Source organism: Ruegeria sp. AM4 (assembly GCF_056540665.1).
In genome coordinates this window covers 825,406-838,957 of sequence record NZ_JBQFXD010000001.1, presented here as the reverse complement: position 1 = coordinate 838,957, position 13,552 = coordinate 825,406, and the positions used below count along the sequence as shown (strand labels likewise).

The 13,552-nt window shown below is 58.9% G+C and carries 14 protein-coding genes; 9 read left to right on the top strand and 5 right to left on the bottom strand.

Going from position 1 to position 13,552, the window contains the following annotated elements; translation table 11 throughout:
- Window positions 1-756, bottom strand: a complete 756-nt coding sequence (locus tag ACR0JA_RS04140; protein WP_480570370.1) for a 3-hydroxyacyl-CoA dehydrogenase — start codon at window positions 754-756, stop codon at window positions 1-3.
- Window positions 757-946: 190 nt separating this feature from the next.
- Between ACR0JA_RS04140 and ACR0JA_RS04135 the strand changes: the two genes are divergently transcribed.
- Window positions 947-1,687: a hypothetical protein gene (locus ACR0JA_RS04135; RefSeq protein WP_480570367.1), complete on the top strand. Its 741-nt coding sequence runs from the start codon at window positions 947-949 to the stop codon at window positions 1,685-1,687.
- Between the two features lie 94 nt (window positions 1,688-1,781).
- Here ACR0JA_RS04135 and tyrS read toward each other — a convergent pair whose 3' ends face one another.
- Window positions 1,782-3,026, bottom strand: coding sequence for a tyrosine--tRNA ligase (gene tyrS, locus ACR0JA_RS04130; protein ID WP_480570365.1), 1,245 nt, complete (start codon window positions 3,024-3,026; stop codon window positions 1,782-1,784).
- A gap of 227 nt (window positions 3,027-3,253) precedes the next feature.
- Between tyrS and ACR0JA_RS04125 the strand changes: the two genes are divergently transcribed.
- On the top strand, window positions 3,254-4,333 hold the full coding sequence (locus ACR0JA_RS04125) for an anhydro-N-acetylmuramic acid kinase (RefSeq protein WP_480571142.1): 1,080 nt from the start codon (window positions 3,254-3,256) through the stop codon (window positions 4,331-4,333).
- 61 nt (window positions 4,334-4,394) lie between these two features.
- Here ACR0JA_RS04125 and ACR0JA_RS04120 read toward each other — a convergent pair whose 3' ends face one another.
- The gene (locus ACR0JA_RS04120; protein ID WP_480570362.1) at window positions 4,395-5,285 is read right to left on the bottom strand and encodes a fatty acid desaturase; all 891 of its coding nucleotides are present in this window, start codon (window positions 5,283-5,285) and stop codon (window positions 4,395-4,397) included.
- 4 nt (window positions 5,286-5,289) lie between these two features.
- On the bottom strand, window positions 5,290-5,709 hold the full coding sequence (locus ACR0JA_RS04115; RefSeq protein WP_480570359.1) for a cupin domain-containing protein: 420 nt from the start codon (window positions 5,707-5,709) through the stop codon (window positions 5,290-5,292).
- Between the two features lie 86 nt (window positions 5,710-5,795).
- On the opposite strand from ACR0JA_RS04115, the gene ACR0JA_RS04110 reads away from it, so the two are divergent.
- Entirely contained in the window at window positions 5,796-7,214 is a 1,419-nt protein-coding gene (locus ACR0JA_RS04110; protein ID WP_480570356.1) for a protein adenylyltransferase SelO, read from the top strand.
- On the opposite strand, the gene ACR0JA_RS04105 is transcribed toward ACR0JA_RS04110, so the two are convergent.
- Window positions 7,190-8,101, bottom strand: coding sequence for an adenylate/guanylate cyclase domain-containing protein (locus tag ACR0JA_RS04105; protein WP_480570353.1), 912 nt, complete (start codon window positions 8,099-8,101; stop codon window positions 7,190-7,192). The two genes, ACR0JA_RS04110 and ACR0JA_RS04105, sit on opposite strands and share 25 nt — an antisense overlap.
- A 213-nt stretch (window positions 8,102-8,314) precedes the next feature.
- Here ACR0JA_RS04105 and ACR0JA_RS04100 point away from each other — a divergent pair, with 213 nt between their 5' ends.
- From ACR0JA_RS04100 to ACR0JA_RS04075, 6 genes are all read left to right on the top strand, one after another.
- Window positions 8,315-9,019: an endonuclease/exonuclease/phosphatase family protein gene (locus tag ACR0JA_RS04100; protein ID WP_480570350.1), complete on the top strand. Its 705-nt coding sequence runs from the start codon at window positions 8,315-8,317 to the stop codon at window positions 9,017-9,019.
- Between the two features lie 75 nt (window positions 9,020-9,094).
- A complete protein-coding gene (locus ACR0JA_RS04095) occupies window positions 9,095-9,508 on the top strand; it encodes a Fur family transcriptional regulator (protein WP_480570347.1) in 414 nt (137 codons plus the stop codon).
- A gap of 136 nt (window positions 9,509-9,644) precedes the next feature.
- Window positions 9,645-10,523: a DMT family transporter gene (locus ACR0JA_RS04090; protein ID WP_480570344.1), complete on the top strand. Its 879-nt coding sequence runs from the start codon at window positions 9,645-9,647 to the stop codon at window positions 10,521-10,523.
- Between the two features lie 137 nt (window positions 10,524-10,660).
- Window positions 10,661-11,938: a phosphopyruvate hydratase gene (gene eno / locus ACR0JA_RS04085; protein WP_480570341.1), complete on the top strand. Its 1,278-nt coding sequence runs from the start codon at window positions 10,661-10,663 to the stop codon at window positions 11,936-11,938.
- A 156-nt stretch (window positions 11,939-12,094) separates the two neighbouring features.
- Window positions 12,095-13,051, top strand: a complete 957-nt coding sequence (locus tag ACR0JA_RS04080) for a formylglycine-generating enzyme family protein (protein WP_480570339.1) — start codon at window positions 12,095-12,097, stop codon at window positions 13,049-13,051.
- Window positions 13,052-13,129: 78 nt separating this feature from the next.
- Complete coding sequence (locus ACR0JA_RS04075; RefSeq protein WP_480570336.1) at window positions 13,130-13,462, top strand: hypothetical protein; 333 nt, start codon at window positions 13,130-13,132, stop codon at window positions 13,460-13,462.
- The last annotated feature ends 90 nt before the right edge of the window (window positions 13,463-13,552 follow it).

The following is a 13,552-nucleotide window of genomic DNA, read 5'->3' as shown; positions in this document are numbered from 1 at the left end:
CTAGCGCATACGCAGCGCACCGTCGATGCGAATAACCTCTCCGTTCAGGTATCCCATCTCGACAATGAACGCGGCCAGTCGGGCGTATTCGTGCGGGTCACCCAATCGCGGCGGGTTGGGAACATCGGCTGCGAGTTGCTGTTGCACCTCTTCCGGCAGGCCGGCAAGCATCGGGGTCATGAATATGCCCGGAGCGATGGTCATCACCCGAATGCCGCTCGACGCCAAATCGCGTGCCATGGGCAGTGTCATTCCGACAACTCCGCCCTTGGATGCAGCATAGGCTGCCTGACCTTTCTGGCCGTCAAACGCGGCGATCGAGGCGGTGTTGATGATCACCCCACGCGCGCCCTCTGGATCGGGGTTGTTCTTTGCCATCTCGGCGGCGGCCAGACGTGAAAGGTTGAAGGTTCCAACCAGATTGATGTCGATGGTGCGTTGAAACGCGTCCAGAGGATGCGGGCCATCCTTGCCGACGGTCTTGATGCCATAGGCGATGCCGGCACAGTTTACCACCACGGTGATCTGGCCCATGTTTTGCTTGGCTTCGGCAATGGCTGCGGCGACCGAGTCAGCGTCTGTCACGTCGGTCTCGACAAAATTGCCTCCAATCTCGGCGGCGACCTTTGATCCGCGCTTTGTTTCGCGGTCCAGAATGGTGACCTGCGCACCTTCGGCAGCAAAGTGACGGGCTGTCGCTTCGCCCAGACCCGACGCACCGCCCGAGACGACTGCGGCTGTATTGGAAATGCGCATCGTGGACTTCCTCCAAGGATATGAACGCTCGTTCATTAAACCCATCGCGGGCGGTCTGTCCACAGGTTTTGCGCGCCAGCGATCCTCAAGGAAAGCTCAGCAAGACTTAACAATCGCTTCATGCTGGGTGGCCATGTCGGGTTCAGACAACCGGAAGTGGTTGGGTGTACATCACTCAGGAGGTAGTGAGATGTCAAAGAGTTCAAAGCAGAGGTTGGGCGCGATCATGGCCGCGCCGGTCATGGGTGTGTTTATGGTTGGCAGCGCAGCAGCGGCGCCTGAAACCTGCAACTGGAAAACGGCGCGGGATCTTGCAAACGCAGGCGATTACGCCGCTTTGTGTGATTGCGCGCAAGTCACGCCCAGCTTTCTGGATCGTCTGCAAAGCCGGTCGGACTTTGAAACGACACTTCAAGTAACCGCCGCACAATGCCCGGGGCTGGCCAGTCTTTTGACAGATCTGCCCACGGCGAGCCTTTCAAACGCTGTTGGCTCGGGGAATGCGGGTGAAAACCGGAACTCCGATGGATCTGATTTCGACCGCTCATCCGATGCGTCTGGTGGTGGAACAGGCACTGGCAACAACAACTCGGGTGGAGGCGATAACAACGCGGGCGGTGGGGGGTCCGGGAACGACAACCCCGGTGATGGCGGCGATCCTGGCGATGGGGGCAGCGACCCGGGTGACGGCGACGGTAAAGGCGGCGACGGTAAAGGCGGTGGCAAGGGCGGCGACGGCAAAGGTGGCGGCAAGGGCGGCGACGGTAAAGGTGGCGGCAAAGGCGGCGACGGTAAAGGCGGCGGCAAGGGCGGCGACGGTAAAGGTGGCGGCAAGGGCGGCGACGGTAAAGGTGGCGGCAAGGGCGGCGACGGTAAAGGCGGCGGAAAGAGCGGTGACGGTAAAGGTGGCGGCAAAGGCGGAAAACGCTGATGCCGCGAATCTGAAACGCACCGGCAACGACGCGTAATACGAAAACGGCCATCCCAAAGAGGATGGCCGTTGTTTTACGTAAGTGACCGACAGGTCAGCCTTGCTGCACCAGCGCGTGACGCTTTTTCCCGGCGCTCAGCTTGATCGGCGTCGAAAGTGCGCCCGCGTCGATCATCAGCCCGGCATCGGTCAGCGGCGCGTCGTTCAGCTTGGCACCGTTTTCTGCAATCAGGCGCTTGGCCTCTTTGCCCGACTTGGCCAGACCCGATTTGACGATCAGTTGAACGATCGAGATCGGCAGTTCTGCGTCGGACAATGTGAGCGTTGGCAGATCGCCTCCAACTCCACCCTTTTCGAACACTTCGCGCGCGGTTGCCTCTGCGGTTGCTGCGGCTTCGGCCCCATGCAACAAGGCGGTCACTTCGTTGGCGAGGCGGATCTTGGCTTCGTTGATCTCGGCCCCTCCCAGCGCGGCCAGACGGTCGCACTCGTCGACGGGCAGTTCGGTGAAGATCTTCAGGAACCGGCCCACATCCGCATCGGTGGTGTTGCGCCAGAACTGCCAGAACTCGTAGGAACTCAGCATGTCGCCATTCAGCCAAACCGCGCCGCCCTGCGACTTGCCCATCTTGCGGCCATCGCTGGTGGTCAGAAGGGGCGTCGTCAGTCCATAGATCTCGTGATCCAGCACCCGGCGGGTCAGGTCGATGCCGTTAACAATGTTGCCCCACTGGTCGCTGCCTCCCATCTGCAGAACACAACCATAACGGCGGTTCAGTTCGAGGAAGTCATAGGCCTGCAGGATCATGTAGTTGAACTCGAGGAAGCTGAGCGATTGCTCGCGATCCAGTCGCGACTTCACAGACTCGAACGACAACATTCGGTTGACCGAGAAATGCCGCCCGATATCGCGCAGGAAATCGAGGTAGTTCAGACCGTCCAACCATTCGGCATTGTTCAGCATCAGTGCGCCGGTCTCGCTGTCGTCATAAGACAGGTATTTCGAGAACACCTGCTTCATGCCCGCAATATTTGCGTCGATCTGTTCGGGACCCAGCAAGGGGCGCTCGTCCGAGCGGAATGAGGGGTCGCCCACCTTGGTGGTGCCGCCACCCATCAGGGTGATCGGTTTGTGGCCGGTCTTTTGCAACCAGCGCAGCACCATGATGTTCATCAGGTGACCCACATGCAGCGACTGCGCGGTCGCGTCATAACCGATATAAGCAGTTTGCACCCCACTGATCAGCGCGTCGTCAAGGCCCTGATAATCGGTGCAATCGGCGAGAAAGCCGCGCTCGATCATCGTGGCGATGAAATCCGATTTGGGGTGGTAGGTCATATCGTGCCCTCGGGGTTACTATTGCGGGGCACTGTATAGGCGGCGTCAGAGGCAAGGAAAAGCCACCTTTTCCAAGAAAAACGCGGCTCGCGCGGGATGTGTCTTGCCTTGGCTTCGCGTTACCGTGCAGGTTGTGCGAAACACCCGGCACGGCGGGCGATCAAAACAATGAGGACAGTGTGAGCAGGGTCATCAGCAAATCAGGTGTGCTTCGATCGTTAGGGGCCATGTCGGGCACGTCTTTGGACGGCGTCGATGCAGCGGTGATCGAGACTGACGGGCAAACGATCTTTGGGTTTGGTCCAAGCGGATACCGCGCTTATTCGGATGAGGAGCGCGCAACGCTGCGTGCTGCACTGGGTCAGTGGCACGGTCCGGACGTCGATATCTCGGCCGAGTTGGTAACGCGTGCGCATGCCGAGGTTTTGTCGGAGTTCGAAGAGGTGGACCTGATTGGTTTCCACGGTCAGACGCTGGCCCATGAACCGCGTGGTCGCGGGACGTTGCAGGTGGGCGATGGGCTGGGTCTATCGCAGGCGCTGGGGCTGCCCGTAGTTTGGGATTTCCGCAGCGATGATGTCGCGCTTGGGGGTGAGGGCGCGCCGCTGGCCCCGTTCTTCCATTTTGCCTGTGCCAAATGGATCGAAGCGCAAGAGCCGTTGTGCTTTCTGAATCTCGGTGGCGTTGGGAACCTGACTTATGTCGATCCGACCTTCGGTGGACCCGAAGAGCCGGGCGCGCTGCTGGCGTTCGATACCGGCCCGGCGAATGCGCCGGTGGACGATCTGATGCAATCGCGGTTGGGTCAGGCGATGGACCAGGATGGTGCAGTTGCGCGTGGCGGAACCGTCGAGACCGGTGCGCTTGAGTTATTTCTGGCGGAACCGTTCTTTTCCAGGATGCCGCCAAAGTCTCTGGACCGGAACGACTTCGCCCAGATGATCGAACTGGTGCAGGAACTCAGCGATGCGGATGCCGTCGCCACCCTGACCGCCATGTGCGCAGCCGGCGTAACGCAGGGGATGGAGTACTGTCCGAAACCACCCAGCCGCGTGCTGGTCACCGGTGGAGGGCGGCACAACCCCGTTCTGATGGAGATGCTGCGGGTCGCGCTGGATTGCCCGGTCGAACCGGTCGAGGCCGTTGGTCTGGACGGTGATATGCTCGAGGCGCAGGCATTCGCCTATCTGGCCGTGCGCGTGGCGCGCGGTCTGCCGACCTCATGCCCGGGAACTACCGGTGTCAGCGCGTTGGTTGGGGGAGGGGTCGTGTCATCTCCAGCGCGGGGCGCTGTGGTTAGCGGTTAAGGGCGCTGCGCTCATAGCGAGGCGACTCCCGGGATATCTTTGGTCAGATGGAGAGGCGGATCTAACGCCGGAGCGATCGTGCGTAATCTGTGGTGAACCGGCCATAACCTTCTGAGGTTGACTGCAGGTGATCCTGTGTCCAGCGGTGAAACGCTGGCAATTGGTGAAAAGGCACGTTTGGAAAGGCGTGGTGTTCTGCGTGGTAGGGCATATTCCACGCCAGAAACCGTATCAGCCGGTTGGTGAATGTGGTGCGCGAATTCTCCAGCATATTTGCGACCGGAGGACATAGCCCATGCTCTGCCAGAAGGTAGAGGCGCAGGAACGGTTGGCCCACGATTGCGGGCAGTAACCAGATCCAGAACAAAACGGGCGTGTAGAAAAGGCTTACTGCCGCCAAAGTGTACAGTGTAAGCAGTGCGACCGCCTCGGTCCTGATTGCGCGATACTGACGGCGGGGCAGGTATTCGGCACTGATCCGCCCTTTTGCGTTGTCGAGCAATACCTGCGCCATGCTTGTCCAATAGGGCCAACCGCTAAGGTAGACGGCAAGGCTGCGCCAGCTCTCAGGCCGAGGTTTGCCATCAAGTTCGGGGTCTTTGGTTGGGTGGTTCGTCCATTTGTGATGGGCGAGGTGGAAATAGCGAAACCAGGTGAAGGGCAGGCAGATCGGGACCGAAACGAGGTGGCCGATTGCGTCGTTCAGCCAACCAGATCTGAACGGCGTTTTGTGTGTGCATTCGTGGCTGAGCGTGAACAGGAACACCAGCAAAAGGCCCTGAGGCAGTATCAACAGTGGCCAAAATGGAACGTGCAGGGCGATACCGGAAGTGGTCAGGGCCAAGGCGCCAAAATATAGCAAAAGTTGCTTTAGGCCCGCTGTGTCCGAGCGCCGTTGTAGCCTGTCTTTGGTTTCGGCCGGGATCGAAGCGATCAGGGCGCGGTGGTCCATCTGGTCACTCCGTTGGAATGTCGAAACCGGGTTCTGCGAGTTCGAACCCGTCAAATTCAAAGCCGGGCGAAACGGTGCAACTGACCAGAGTAAACGCGCCGGTGCTGCGCGCGGCTTGCCAGTGGCCCACTGGGACAATGAGTTGCGGCGCTCCTCTGGCCAAGTCTGGTGTCAGCAGGTGATTGGTTGCCGGGCCGTCATCGGTTGCGCTGAGCGACAGAACCAGCGGCGCGCCGCTGTGGTATAACCAGATCTCGGTTGCGTCCACCTTGTGCCAATGGCTGCTTTCGCCGGCTTGCAGTAGAAAATAGATGCAGGTGCCGGTGGCGCGGCCGGGATTGTCGGCGCGCCAGGTCTCGCGGAACCAACCGCCCTCGGGGTGGCGTTGCAGGCTCAGGTGGTCGATGATCTGTTGCGGGGTCATGGGCTGTCCTTCAGTCGCCTCGCGATTATGCATGACCCGCGCTGATCCGCTATGGCAATCGCGCGAATAGGCCATATGTTTGGCGCATGACCCTGACAATCCCGTTTGATAACAGCTATGCCCGACTGCCGAACCTGTTTTATGCGCGACAGGCCCCGGTTCCCGTCCGCGCACCGCGTCTGATTGCGTTTAATGCTGATCTGGCCCGTGTGCTGCGGGTAATGCCGGGAGAGGTTGCCGAGATGGCCGAAGCGTTTGCGGGGAACACGCTGCCGGACGGGGCAGAACCGCTGGCGCAGCTTTATTCCGGTCATCAGTTCGGGCATTACAACCCGCAATTGGGTGATGGCCGCGCGGTTTTGCTGGGCGAGACGGTCGGCACCGATGGGGTGCGCCGCGATATTCAGTTGAAGGGCTCGGGCCCGACACCGTTCTCGCGCCAGGGGGACGGGCGCGCCTGGTTGGGGCCGGTTTTGCGCGAATACGTGGTATCCGAGGCAATGCATGAGCTTGGTATCCCGACCACGCGCGCTTTGGCCGCTGTCGAGACCGGTGAGATTGTGCTGCGTGAGGGACCGATGCCCGGCGCGGTTCTGACACGCGTCGCGCAAAGCCATTTGCGGGTCGGCACGTTTCAGGTCTTTGCGGCGCGGGGTCAGTTGGATGGATTGCGAATGCTGACAGACTATGCCATCGCGCGACACTATCCGGACGCTGACGGCCCAATGGGTCTGTTGCGATCTGTCCGGGACGCGCAGGCCCGTCTGATTGCGCAGTGGATGAGCGTCGGGTTCATTCATGGGGTTATGAATACCGACAATTGCTCGATCGCGGGCGAGACCATCGATTATGGCCCTTGTGCTTACATGGATGTTTATCATCCGAACACGGTCTACAGTTCGATTGATCAGATGGGGCGCTATGCCTATTCGAACCAACCAGAGATTGCCGTTTGGAACATTGCGCAGCTTGCGACCGCTTTGATCCAGCAAATGGATGACAAGGATGCCGCCGTTGAAGAGGCGACCGAAATCGTTCACGCCATGCCCGATCTGTTGCAGGAAAACTGGCTGGAGAGATTCCGTGCCAAAATTGGTTTGGCGACGGCAGCAGAGGGCGATCTAGCGCTTATCTCGGACCTTCTGACCCGCATGGCGCAGAACCAGGCTGACTTTACCAACACGTTCCGGGCGCTGGGCAGCGACGCGGCGCGTGATCATTTCATTGATCCAACGGCATTCGATACGTGGGCCGAGGGCTGGCGCGCGCGACTTGAACAAGAACAATCCCCTGACGCGGTCATGCTGGCCGTCAACCCGGCCTTTATCCCACGCAATCACCGGGTCGAGCAGATGATCCAGGCCGCGGTAGCGGGCGATTTCGGGCCGTTCCATAGATTGAACACCGTTCTGGCAAATCCATACCAGAGCCAGCCCGACGCCGTAGACCTGACCCGCCCGCCAGCCGAGAATGAGGTGGTTCAGGCCACGTTCTGCGGCACCTGACGGCGGCCCAGAATCTCGAATTGCAAACAGGCTTCGGAATGCTCGATAGGCAGAGTAGGCGAGATCAGCCCGCTGTCCGCCAGCATCACCGATTCCCGTTTGAGCTGGATTTCCCGGCCAGCCTCGGATTTGACATAGGTCCCCGAGGTGCTGCGGTCAGACAGGATCAGCTTGCCGTCCTTCATGCTCAGCACCGCGTGCAGGCGTGATACCCAGGGCTGGGTCAGGATGACATCGCAATCCGGCGACCGGCCAATCGTCAGCTCACCATTGTCATGGCAGCGCCACGAGCGATCTTCGTGGCTGAGAACCAGCGTCAGTCTCTCGGCGCTTTTCCAGTGTTCTTCGGTCCGACCATAAGAAAGGGGCAGTCGGGTCTGCGTGAACGGGTCCATCGCCGGGCTGATCAGCGAATGCGCCATGAACTGTTCCGTCAACCCTTTGAGGTTGAGCCGCCCAAGAGGTTTCAGCATCCGGCGCAGATCGCCCTGCAACATCTCTGCGACCCCGTCGCTGACGCAGGCCTCACCGGGATTGGCAGCGGTGGCCAGCCGGGCGGTGACATTAACCGCTTCGCCATAAACACCCTTTTCGGCAATCACGATCGGGCCGCAATGCACACCCACATGCACCGATAGCGACGTTTCAGGAGACCCCTCGATCAGGTTCAGTGCGGCATTCAGCGCGGCGTCGGGGTCCAGAAAATAGCTGAGTACATCGTCGCCTTTCTGTCCAACCTGCGTGCCGCCATGCTCGCGCAGAACGCGCCGCAGTCGGTCCAGTTCCAGTTGGATCAACCGTTGCGCCTCGCCATCGCCAACCGCCTTGTACAGCGGTGTGCTGCCCGAGATGTCGGCGATTACAAGAATGGCAAAAGTTGTATCCACGGTGGATCCTCGGGTTCGGTTCAGGGGCACTTTAACGGCACTGTCCGTTCTGTACACGCGATTTACGTTCACACACAGCACTTTAGGGTTAAATCCTCTTCAGAATTCCGTTTGCGATCCCAATCAGCGTTGTTTGCCAAAGTTACGGGAAAATCGGGTTGCACTGGGCGCTGGGCGTGGCACTGTTGGAATTCGCATATTGACCCGAGCGCCATGACATCCTCACCAACCCTTCGCATTGCCAGCTACAACATCCAGAAATGTGTCGGTTTGGACTTTCGTCGCCAGCCGCAACGCATCATGCAGGTGCTGGCAGGGCTGCGCGCCGATATTGTGGTGCTGCAAGAGGCGGACAAAAGGCTGCCTCCCCGCCCGGCAGCGCTGCCGCATTTCATGCTGGATGAAGCTGGCTGGCAGATCGTCGATCTCGGGGGCGCGGGCAGCCTGGGGTGGCACGGCAACGCGGTGATCTGGCGCGGAGACGCGATAAACGTACGCCAGACCGGCCATCACGACCTTCCGGGGTTCGAACCGCGCGGTGCGGTGCGCGTGGAATTCGACACCCCGATCGGGCCCTTGCGGGTGATGGGTATGCATCTGGGTTTGCTGCCCGCCTCGCGCCGACAGCAGATCACGCATATCCGTCGATGCGATTCTGATCTGGACAGCATGCCAACGGTCTGGGCCGGAGATTTCAACGAATGGTCCCGGCAGCCGGTCCTGGACCATCTGGTGCCGGACATGCAGTTCCTGCCACCTGTTCCCAGCTTTCCGGCCGCGCAACCGCTAGGGGCGCTGGATCGCATCGCGTTGGGGCAGGGGTTGCAGGCCAGTGGACATGGGGTGCATGACGCGCGACCGGCGCATATCGCCTCAGACCACCTTCCGATCTGGGCCGACCTTCAGCGTGTTGCCTGAATTGCCTTAATTCTGATGTGGCGCAAGCGCGTCAGACATATTAAGACAGAGAACCGAACAGTTCCGAGGGTAACAATGTCCGACACGATTATCGCCCGGTGCGAGGCCAAGGGCCTGCGTATGACAGGTCAGCGCCGTACCATCGCGCATGTGCTGCAACAAAGTGAGGACCACCCGGACGTTGAGGAACTATATGCTCGTGCCTCGGCCGAAGACTCGGGGATTTCGATCGCCACCGTCTACCGAACAGTAAAACTGTTCGAAGAGGCCGGGATTCTTGAACGCCTTGAATTCGGCGATGGCCGCGCGCGCTATGAAGACGCCGAGCGGGATCACCACGACCACCTGATTGACATGCAGTCGGGCGAGGTCATCGAGTTTGTCGATCCCGAGATCGAAGCACTACAAGAAAAGATCGCGGCCAAGCTGGGCTATAAGCTCAAAGGTCATCGGCTGGAACTCTACGGCGTCCCGCTGGACAAGGACTGACCCATCAGGAACCGCGATTGACCGTATCACGGCACTTCATCGAAGCTGTCGCAATCGGGCTTGCGATGTCGGGAAAGTTGTTGTTTTGCTGACATGAGGGCTCGGATTTTGCCGACCTGTCCCAATGGAAATACGCATGAACAACGTAAACGGCATCCTGCTGCTTGTCGGATCGATGGCAGCTTTCGCGATCGAAGACATGTTTATCAAGCACCTGTCGGTCACCGTACCGACCGGGCAGATTCTGATTGCTTTGGGCGTTGTTTGCGGCCTGACCTTTGCAATTTTGTCGGTGGCCACCCGAAAACGGATCTTTGACCCCGCGGCATGGACGCTCTTGCCGCTTGCGCGCGCCGGGGCCGAGGGGGTAGGCGCGGTGTTGTTCGTGACCGCGCTATCGCTGATCGATCTCTCCACCGTCGCAGCGGTGTTTCAGGCCCTACCGCTGGCGGTGACAATGGGTGCTGCGCTGTTTCTGGGCGAAACCGTCGGTTGGCGGCGTTGGAGCGCCATTGGTGTTGGCTTCATCGGCGTTTTGATGATCATCCGTCCGGGCCTCGAGGGGTTCCAGCCGGAAACTCTGTTGGTCGTCGCCACGGTCTTTTTGATCGCTGCACGTGACCTGATCACGCGCAAACTGGATGTGCGTGTGGCGTCCACCGTTGTTGCGATGCAAGCCTATATTGCCGCAATCGTGGCCGGGACTGTACTGATGATCGCCACTGGGCAGTCTTTGACACCGGTGCAATCTGCGCAGGTCGTACCGTATCTGGCTGCCGTTATTTTCAGCATGTTGGGTTACTATGGCATCGTCGCAGCGATGCGGGTGGGCGAGGCCTCGGCGATGATGCCATTCCGATATACGCGCCTCGTGTTCTCGATGATTGCAGGCGTGTTGATGTTCAATGAACGCCCAGACGCCATGACCCTGGCAGGGGCCACGTTGATCATCGGGTCGGGTCTTTACACCTTTGTCCGCGAACGTCGTTTGGCAAGGCAACTGGCTGTCGCCTGATCGGTGTTGGCGCAAACAGCTGGCTGTTAGCCCTAAAGGCAGGAAAATATACGTGTTAGCGATAACGTGACCGGTTTACTTTTCGCCGGTTGCTGCTATGACGCCTGCAACTGAATGCAGCCATAGGGACGGGCCTCATGAGCACGATCATCGACATCCACGCACGCGAAATTCTGGACAGCCGGGGCAATCCGACGGTCGAGGTGGACGTGATTTTGGAAGACGGCACCATGGGCCGCGCGGCGGTACCTTCGGGAGCGTCGACCGGAGCCTATGAGGCGGTTGAAAAGCGCGATGGCGACAAGTCGCGTTATATGGGCAAAGGCGTGCTCGAGGCCGTCGCCGCCGTGAACGGTGAGATTGCCGAAGAACTGGTGGGCTTTGACGCGACCGAGCAAGTGGCCATCGACGCCGCGATGATCGAGTTGGACGGAACCGAGAACAAAGGCCGTCTGGGTGCCAACGCCATTCTGGGGGTCTCTCTGGCGACGGCCAAGGCGGCGGCAGATTTCACCACGCAGCCGCTATACCGCTACGTAGGCGGCACCTCGGCCCGCGTTCTGCCGGTGCCGATGATGAACATCATCAACGGCGGCGAACACGCCGATAACCCCATCGACATTCAGGAATTCATGATCATGCCCGTTGCAGCCAGCAACATTCGCGAAGCGGTGCGCATGGGTTCCGAAGTGTTCCACACCTTGAAGAAAGAGTTGTCAGCAGCAGGTCTCAGCACCGGGATCGGGGATGAGGGCGGATTTGCCCCCAACATCGCCAGCACCCGCGAAGCGTTGGATTTCATTCTGAAATCCATTGAAAAAGCGGGCTACAAGCCGGGCGACGAGATCCACCTCGCATTGGATTGCGCGGCAACCGAATACTACAAGGATGGCAAATACGTTCTGTCCGGCGAGGGCAAAACGCTGACCTCGGAAGAAAACGCAGCCTATCTGGCGGCGCTGGTCAACGACTACCCGATCATTTCGATCGAGGATGGAATGTCCGAAGATGACTGGGACGGCTGGAAGGCCTTGACCGACGCCATCGGTGACCGAGTCCAACTGGTGGGTGACGACCTGTTCGTGACCAACCCCGAACGTCTGGCCGAAGGGATCGATCGCGGCTGTGCAAACTCGATGCTGGTCAAGGTGAACCAGATCGGTTCGCTGACCGAGACGCTGCGGGCCGTCGATATGGCCCATCGTGCGCGGTATACCAACGTGATGTCGCACCGCTCGGGCGAGACCGAAGACGCGACCATTGCCGATCTGGCTGTGGCAACGAATTGCGGTCAGATCAAAACCGGCTCGCTGGCGCGGTCGGACCGGCTGGCCAAATATAACCAACTGATCCGTATCGAGGAATCGCTGGGTGAAATCGCGGAATACGCAGGCGCGTCGATCCTAAAGCGATAATTCTGTAGAATTCGAAAACACAAACCCGGCCCCTGCTATTGAGGCCGGGCTCTTTCTATCATCTTTCGTCATTTGGTTGTTTTCCTTGGGATGTAAACTATCCTAAATTGTTCCGAGTCATTTGATATCGGACGATATACTTTGCGGAGGAAACACTTGATTGCCGCTGCCGCGATGCAGCTTTTTTCGCATCCTGCAAGGGCGGAATATCGGCTGGCGGACGGCACCGAAGTCTCCACATTCGAGATTTTTGAGGAATGCGATGTTTGCCCCGAGATGATCGTGGTACCGCTGGGTGAATTCCTTATGGGCGGGCCACCGGGGGAATCGCGCTATAACGTGCATTGGGAATTGGGAAATATCCGCCTTGCAACGCCCGATGATCCATACATCGCCCATCATGAAGGTCCTGTTCATTCCGTTGAGATCGACGTGCCATTCGCCATGGGCCGGAATGAGGTCACCTACGATGAATGGATGGAATGCGTCGAAGATGGCGGTTGCGGTGGACACTTGCCGCAGGATTATATCCTTCAGAAAGACGCACCGCGTGCCAAGATCGTTGGAAAGCACCCGGTCATTACTGTTTCCTATTTGGATGCCATTTCGTACGTTCAATGGCTCAACAGCAAAGTCGGTGCGGACGTGTATCGATTGCCAACTGAAGCAGAGTGGGAATACGCCGCGCGAGCCGGAACGCAAACCCCATTTGCGCAGGGCGAGGAAGTTACGACAGATCAGGTGAATTTTCTTGGCAGTGCGACGGAAGTAATGCTTGGTGAGAAACGCCCTGACCTCGCCTCGCGCGGGAAACCGGTTCCGGTTGATGCTCTTGATGCCGCCAATGCCTGGGGCTTGCGGCATATGTCGGGGAACGTCATGGAAATAACTTCGTCTTGCTGGACTGAAACATACGACGGTTGGTCCAAATCGAGTATCTATCTAAGAAATTCCTTTAGCCCTTTCTGTAGCCGGCGGGTCACGCGCGGGGGTGTGTACTTTGCAGCAATGGACTTGTCCCGCGTCGCTGGTCGAGGACGAGCCCGCGAGGATAGTAGGTCCGATTCCAGAGGCTTCCGCGTTCTGCGTGATTTGACGCCCGTTTCGCGCTAAACTTGCCGAGCAGTGGCTGAATGAGGTCAACTTCTCAGCAGCTCATGAGTTTCGATATTCAAAGTTGAGGGTAATCAGATGACCATATTCAATCATTTCTCTGGTGCAGCTGCGCTGCTGATCCTACCTCTGACCGCCTGGGCAGGACCACCGGCCCCGGCGGTTTGCGCCAAAATGGTTGCGAGTGATGTCAGCGGGCAGATCACGATGGAGGAATGCCTGTGCACCTATCAGGTGGCCAATCAGGTACTGGATGACGACATCAAAGAGCTATTGTTCCAATCGTGGTACACGGGCGAAAACGTAACCGATCAGTTGAAAGCATTGCCAAATCCCAAGCGTGTCCCAAAGCAATTCAGCAGGATGGAGCGGGGAATGAAGCAGAATTGCCCAAAAGTGAACAATTACTAAAAATTGGTAGAACTGGTGAAAAACACCTTTGCAAGCATGCTTATGTGTGAACTTGTTCATATATAAACGCGTCCAAATTTGCTATCCTGC

What these genes read in the sequence shown, in the direction of transcription:
- ACR0JA_RS04140 (WP_480570370.1), bottom strand. Translation starts at nt 756, where the DNA reads ATGCGCATTTCCAATACAGCCGCAGTCGTCTCGGGCGGTGCGTCGGGT.
- ACR0JA_RS04135 (WP_480570367.1), top strand. Translation starts at nt 947, where the DNA reads ATGTCAAAGAGTTCAAAGCAGAGGTTGGGCGCGATCATGGCCGCGCCG.
- tyrS (WP_480570365.1), bottom strand. Translation starts at nt 3,026, where the DNA reads ATGACCTACCACCCCAAATCGGATTTCATCGCCACGATGATCGAGCGC.
- ACR0JA_RS04125 (WP_480571142.1), top strand. Translation starts at nt 3,254, where the DNA reads ATGTCGGGCACGTCTTTGGACGGCGTCGATGCAGCGGTGATCGAGACT.
- ACR0JA_RS04120 (WP_480570362.1), bottom strand. Translation starts at nt 5,285, where the DNA reads ATGGACCACCGCGCCCTGATCGCTTCGATCCCGGCCGAAACCAAAGAC.
- ACR0JA_RS04115 (WP_480570359.1), bottom strand. Translation starts at nt 5,709, where the DNA reads ATGACCCCGCAACAGATCATCGACCACCTGAGCCTGCAACGCCACCCC.
- ACR0JA_RS04110 (WP_480570356.1), top strand. Translation starts at nt 5,796, where the DNA reads ATGACCCTGACAATCCCGTTTGATAACAGCTATGCCCGACTGCCGAAC.
- ACR0JA_RS04100 (WP_480570350.1), top strand. Translation starts at nt 8,315, where the DNA reads ATGACATCCTCACCAACCCTTCGCATTGCCAGCTACAACATCCAGAAA.
- ACR0JA_RS04095 (WP_480570347.1), top strand. Translation starts at nt 9,095, where the DNA reads ATGTCCGACACGATTATCGCCCGGTGCGAGGCCAAGGGCCTGCGTATG.
- ACR0JA_RS04090 (WP_480570344.1), top strand. Translation starts at nt 9,645, where the DNA reads ATGAACAACGTAAACGGCATCCTGCTGCTTGTCGGATCGATGGCAGCT.
- eno (WP_480570341.1), top strand. Translation starts at nt 10,661, where the DNA reads ATGAGCACGATCATCGACATCCACGCACGCGAAATTCTGGACAGCCGG.
- ACR0JA_RS04075 (WP_480570336.1), top strand. Translation starts at nt 13,130, where the DNA reads ATGACCATATTCAATCATTTCTCTGGTGCAGCTGCGCTGCTGATCCTA.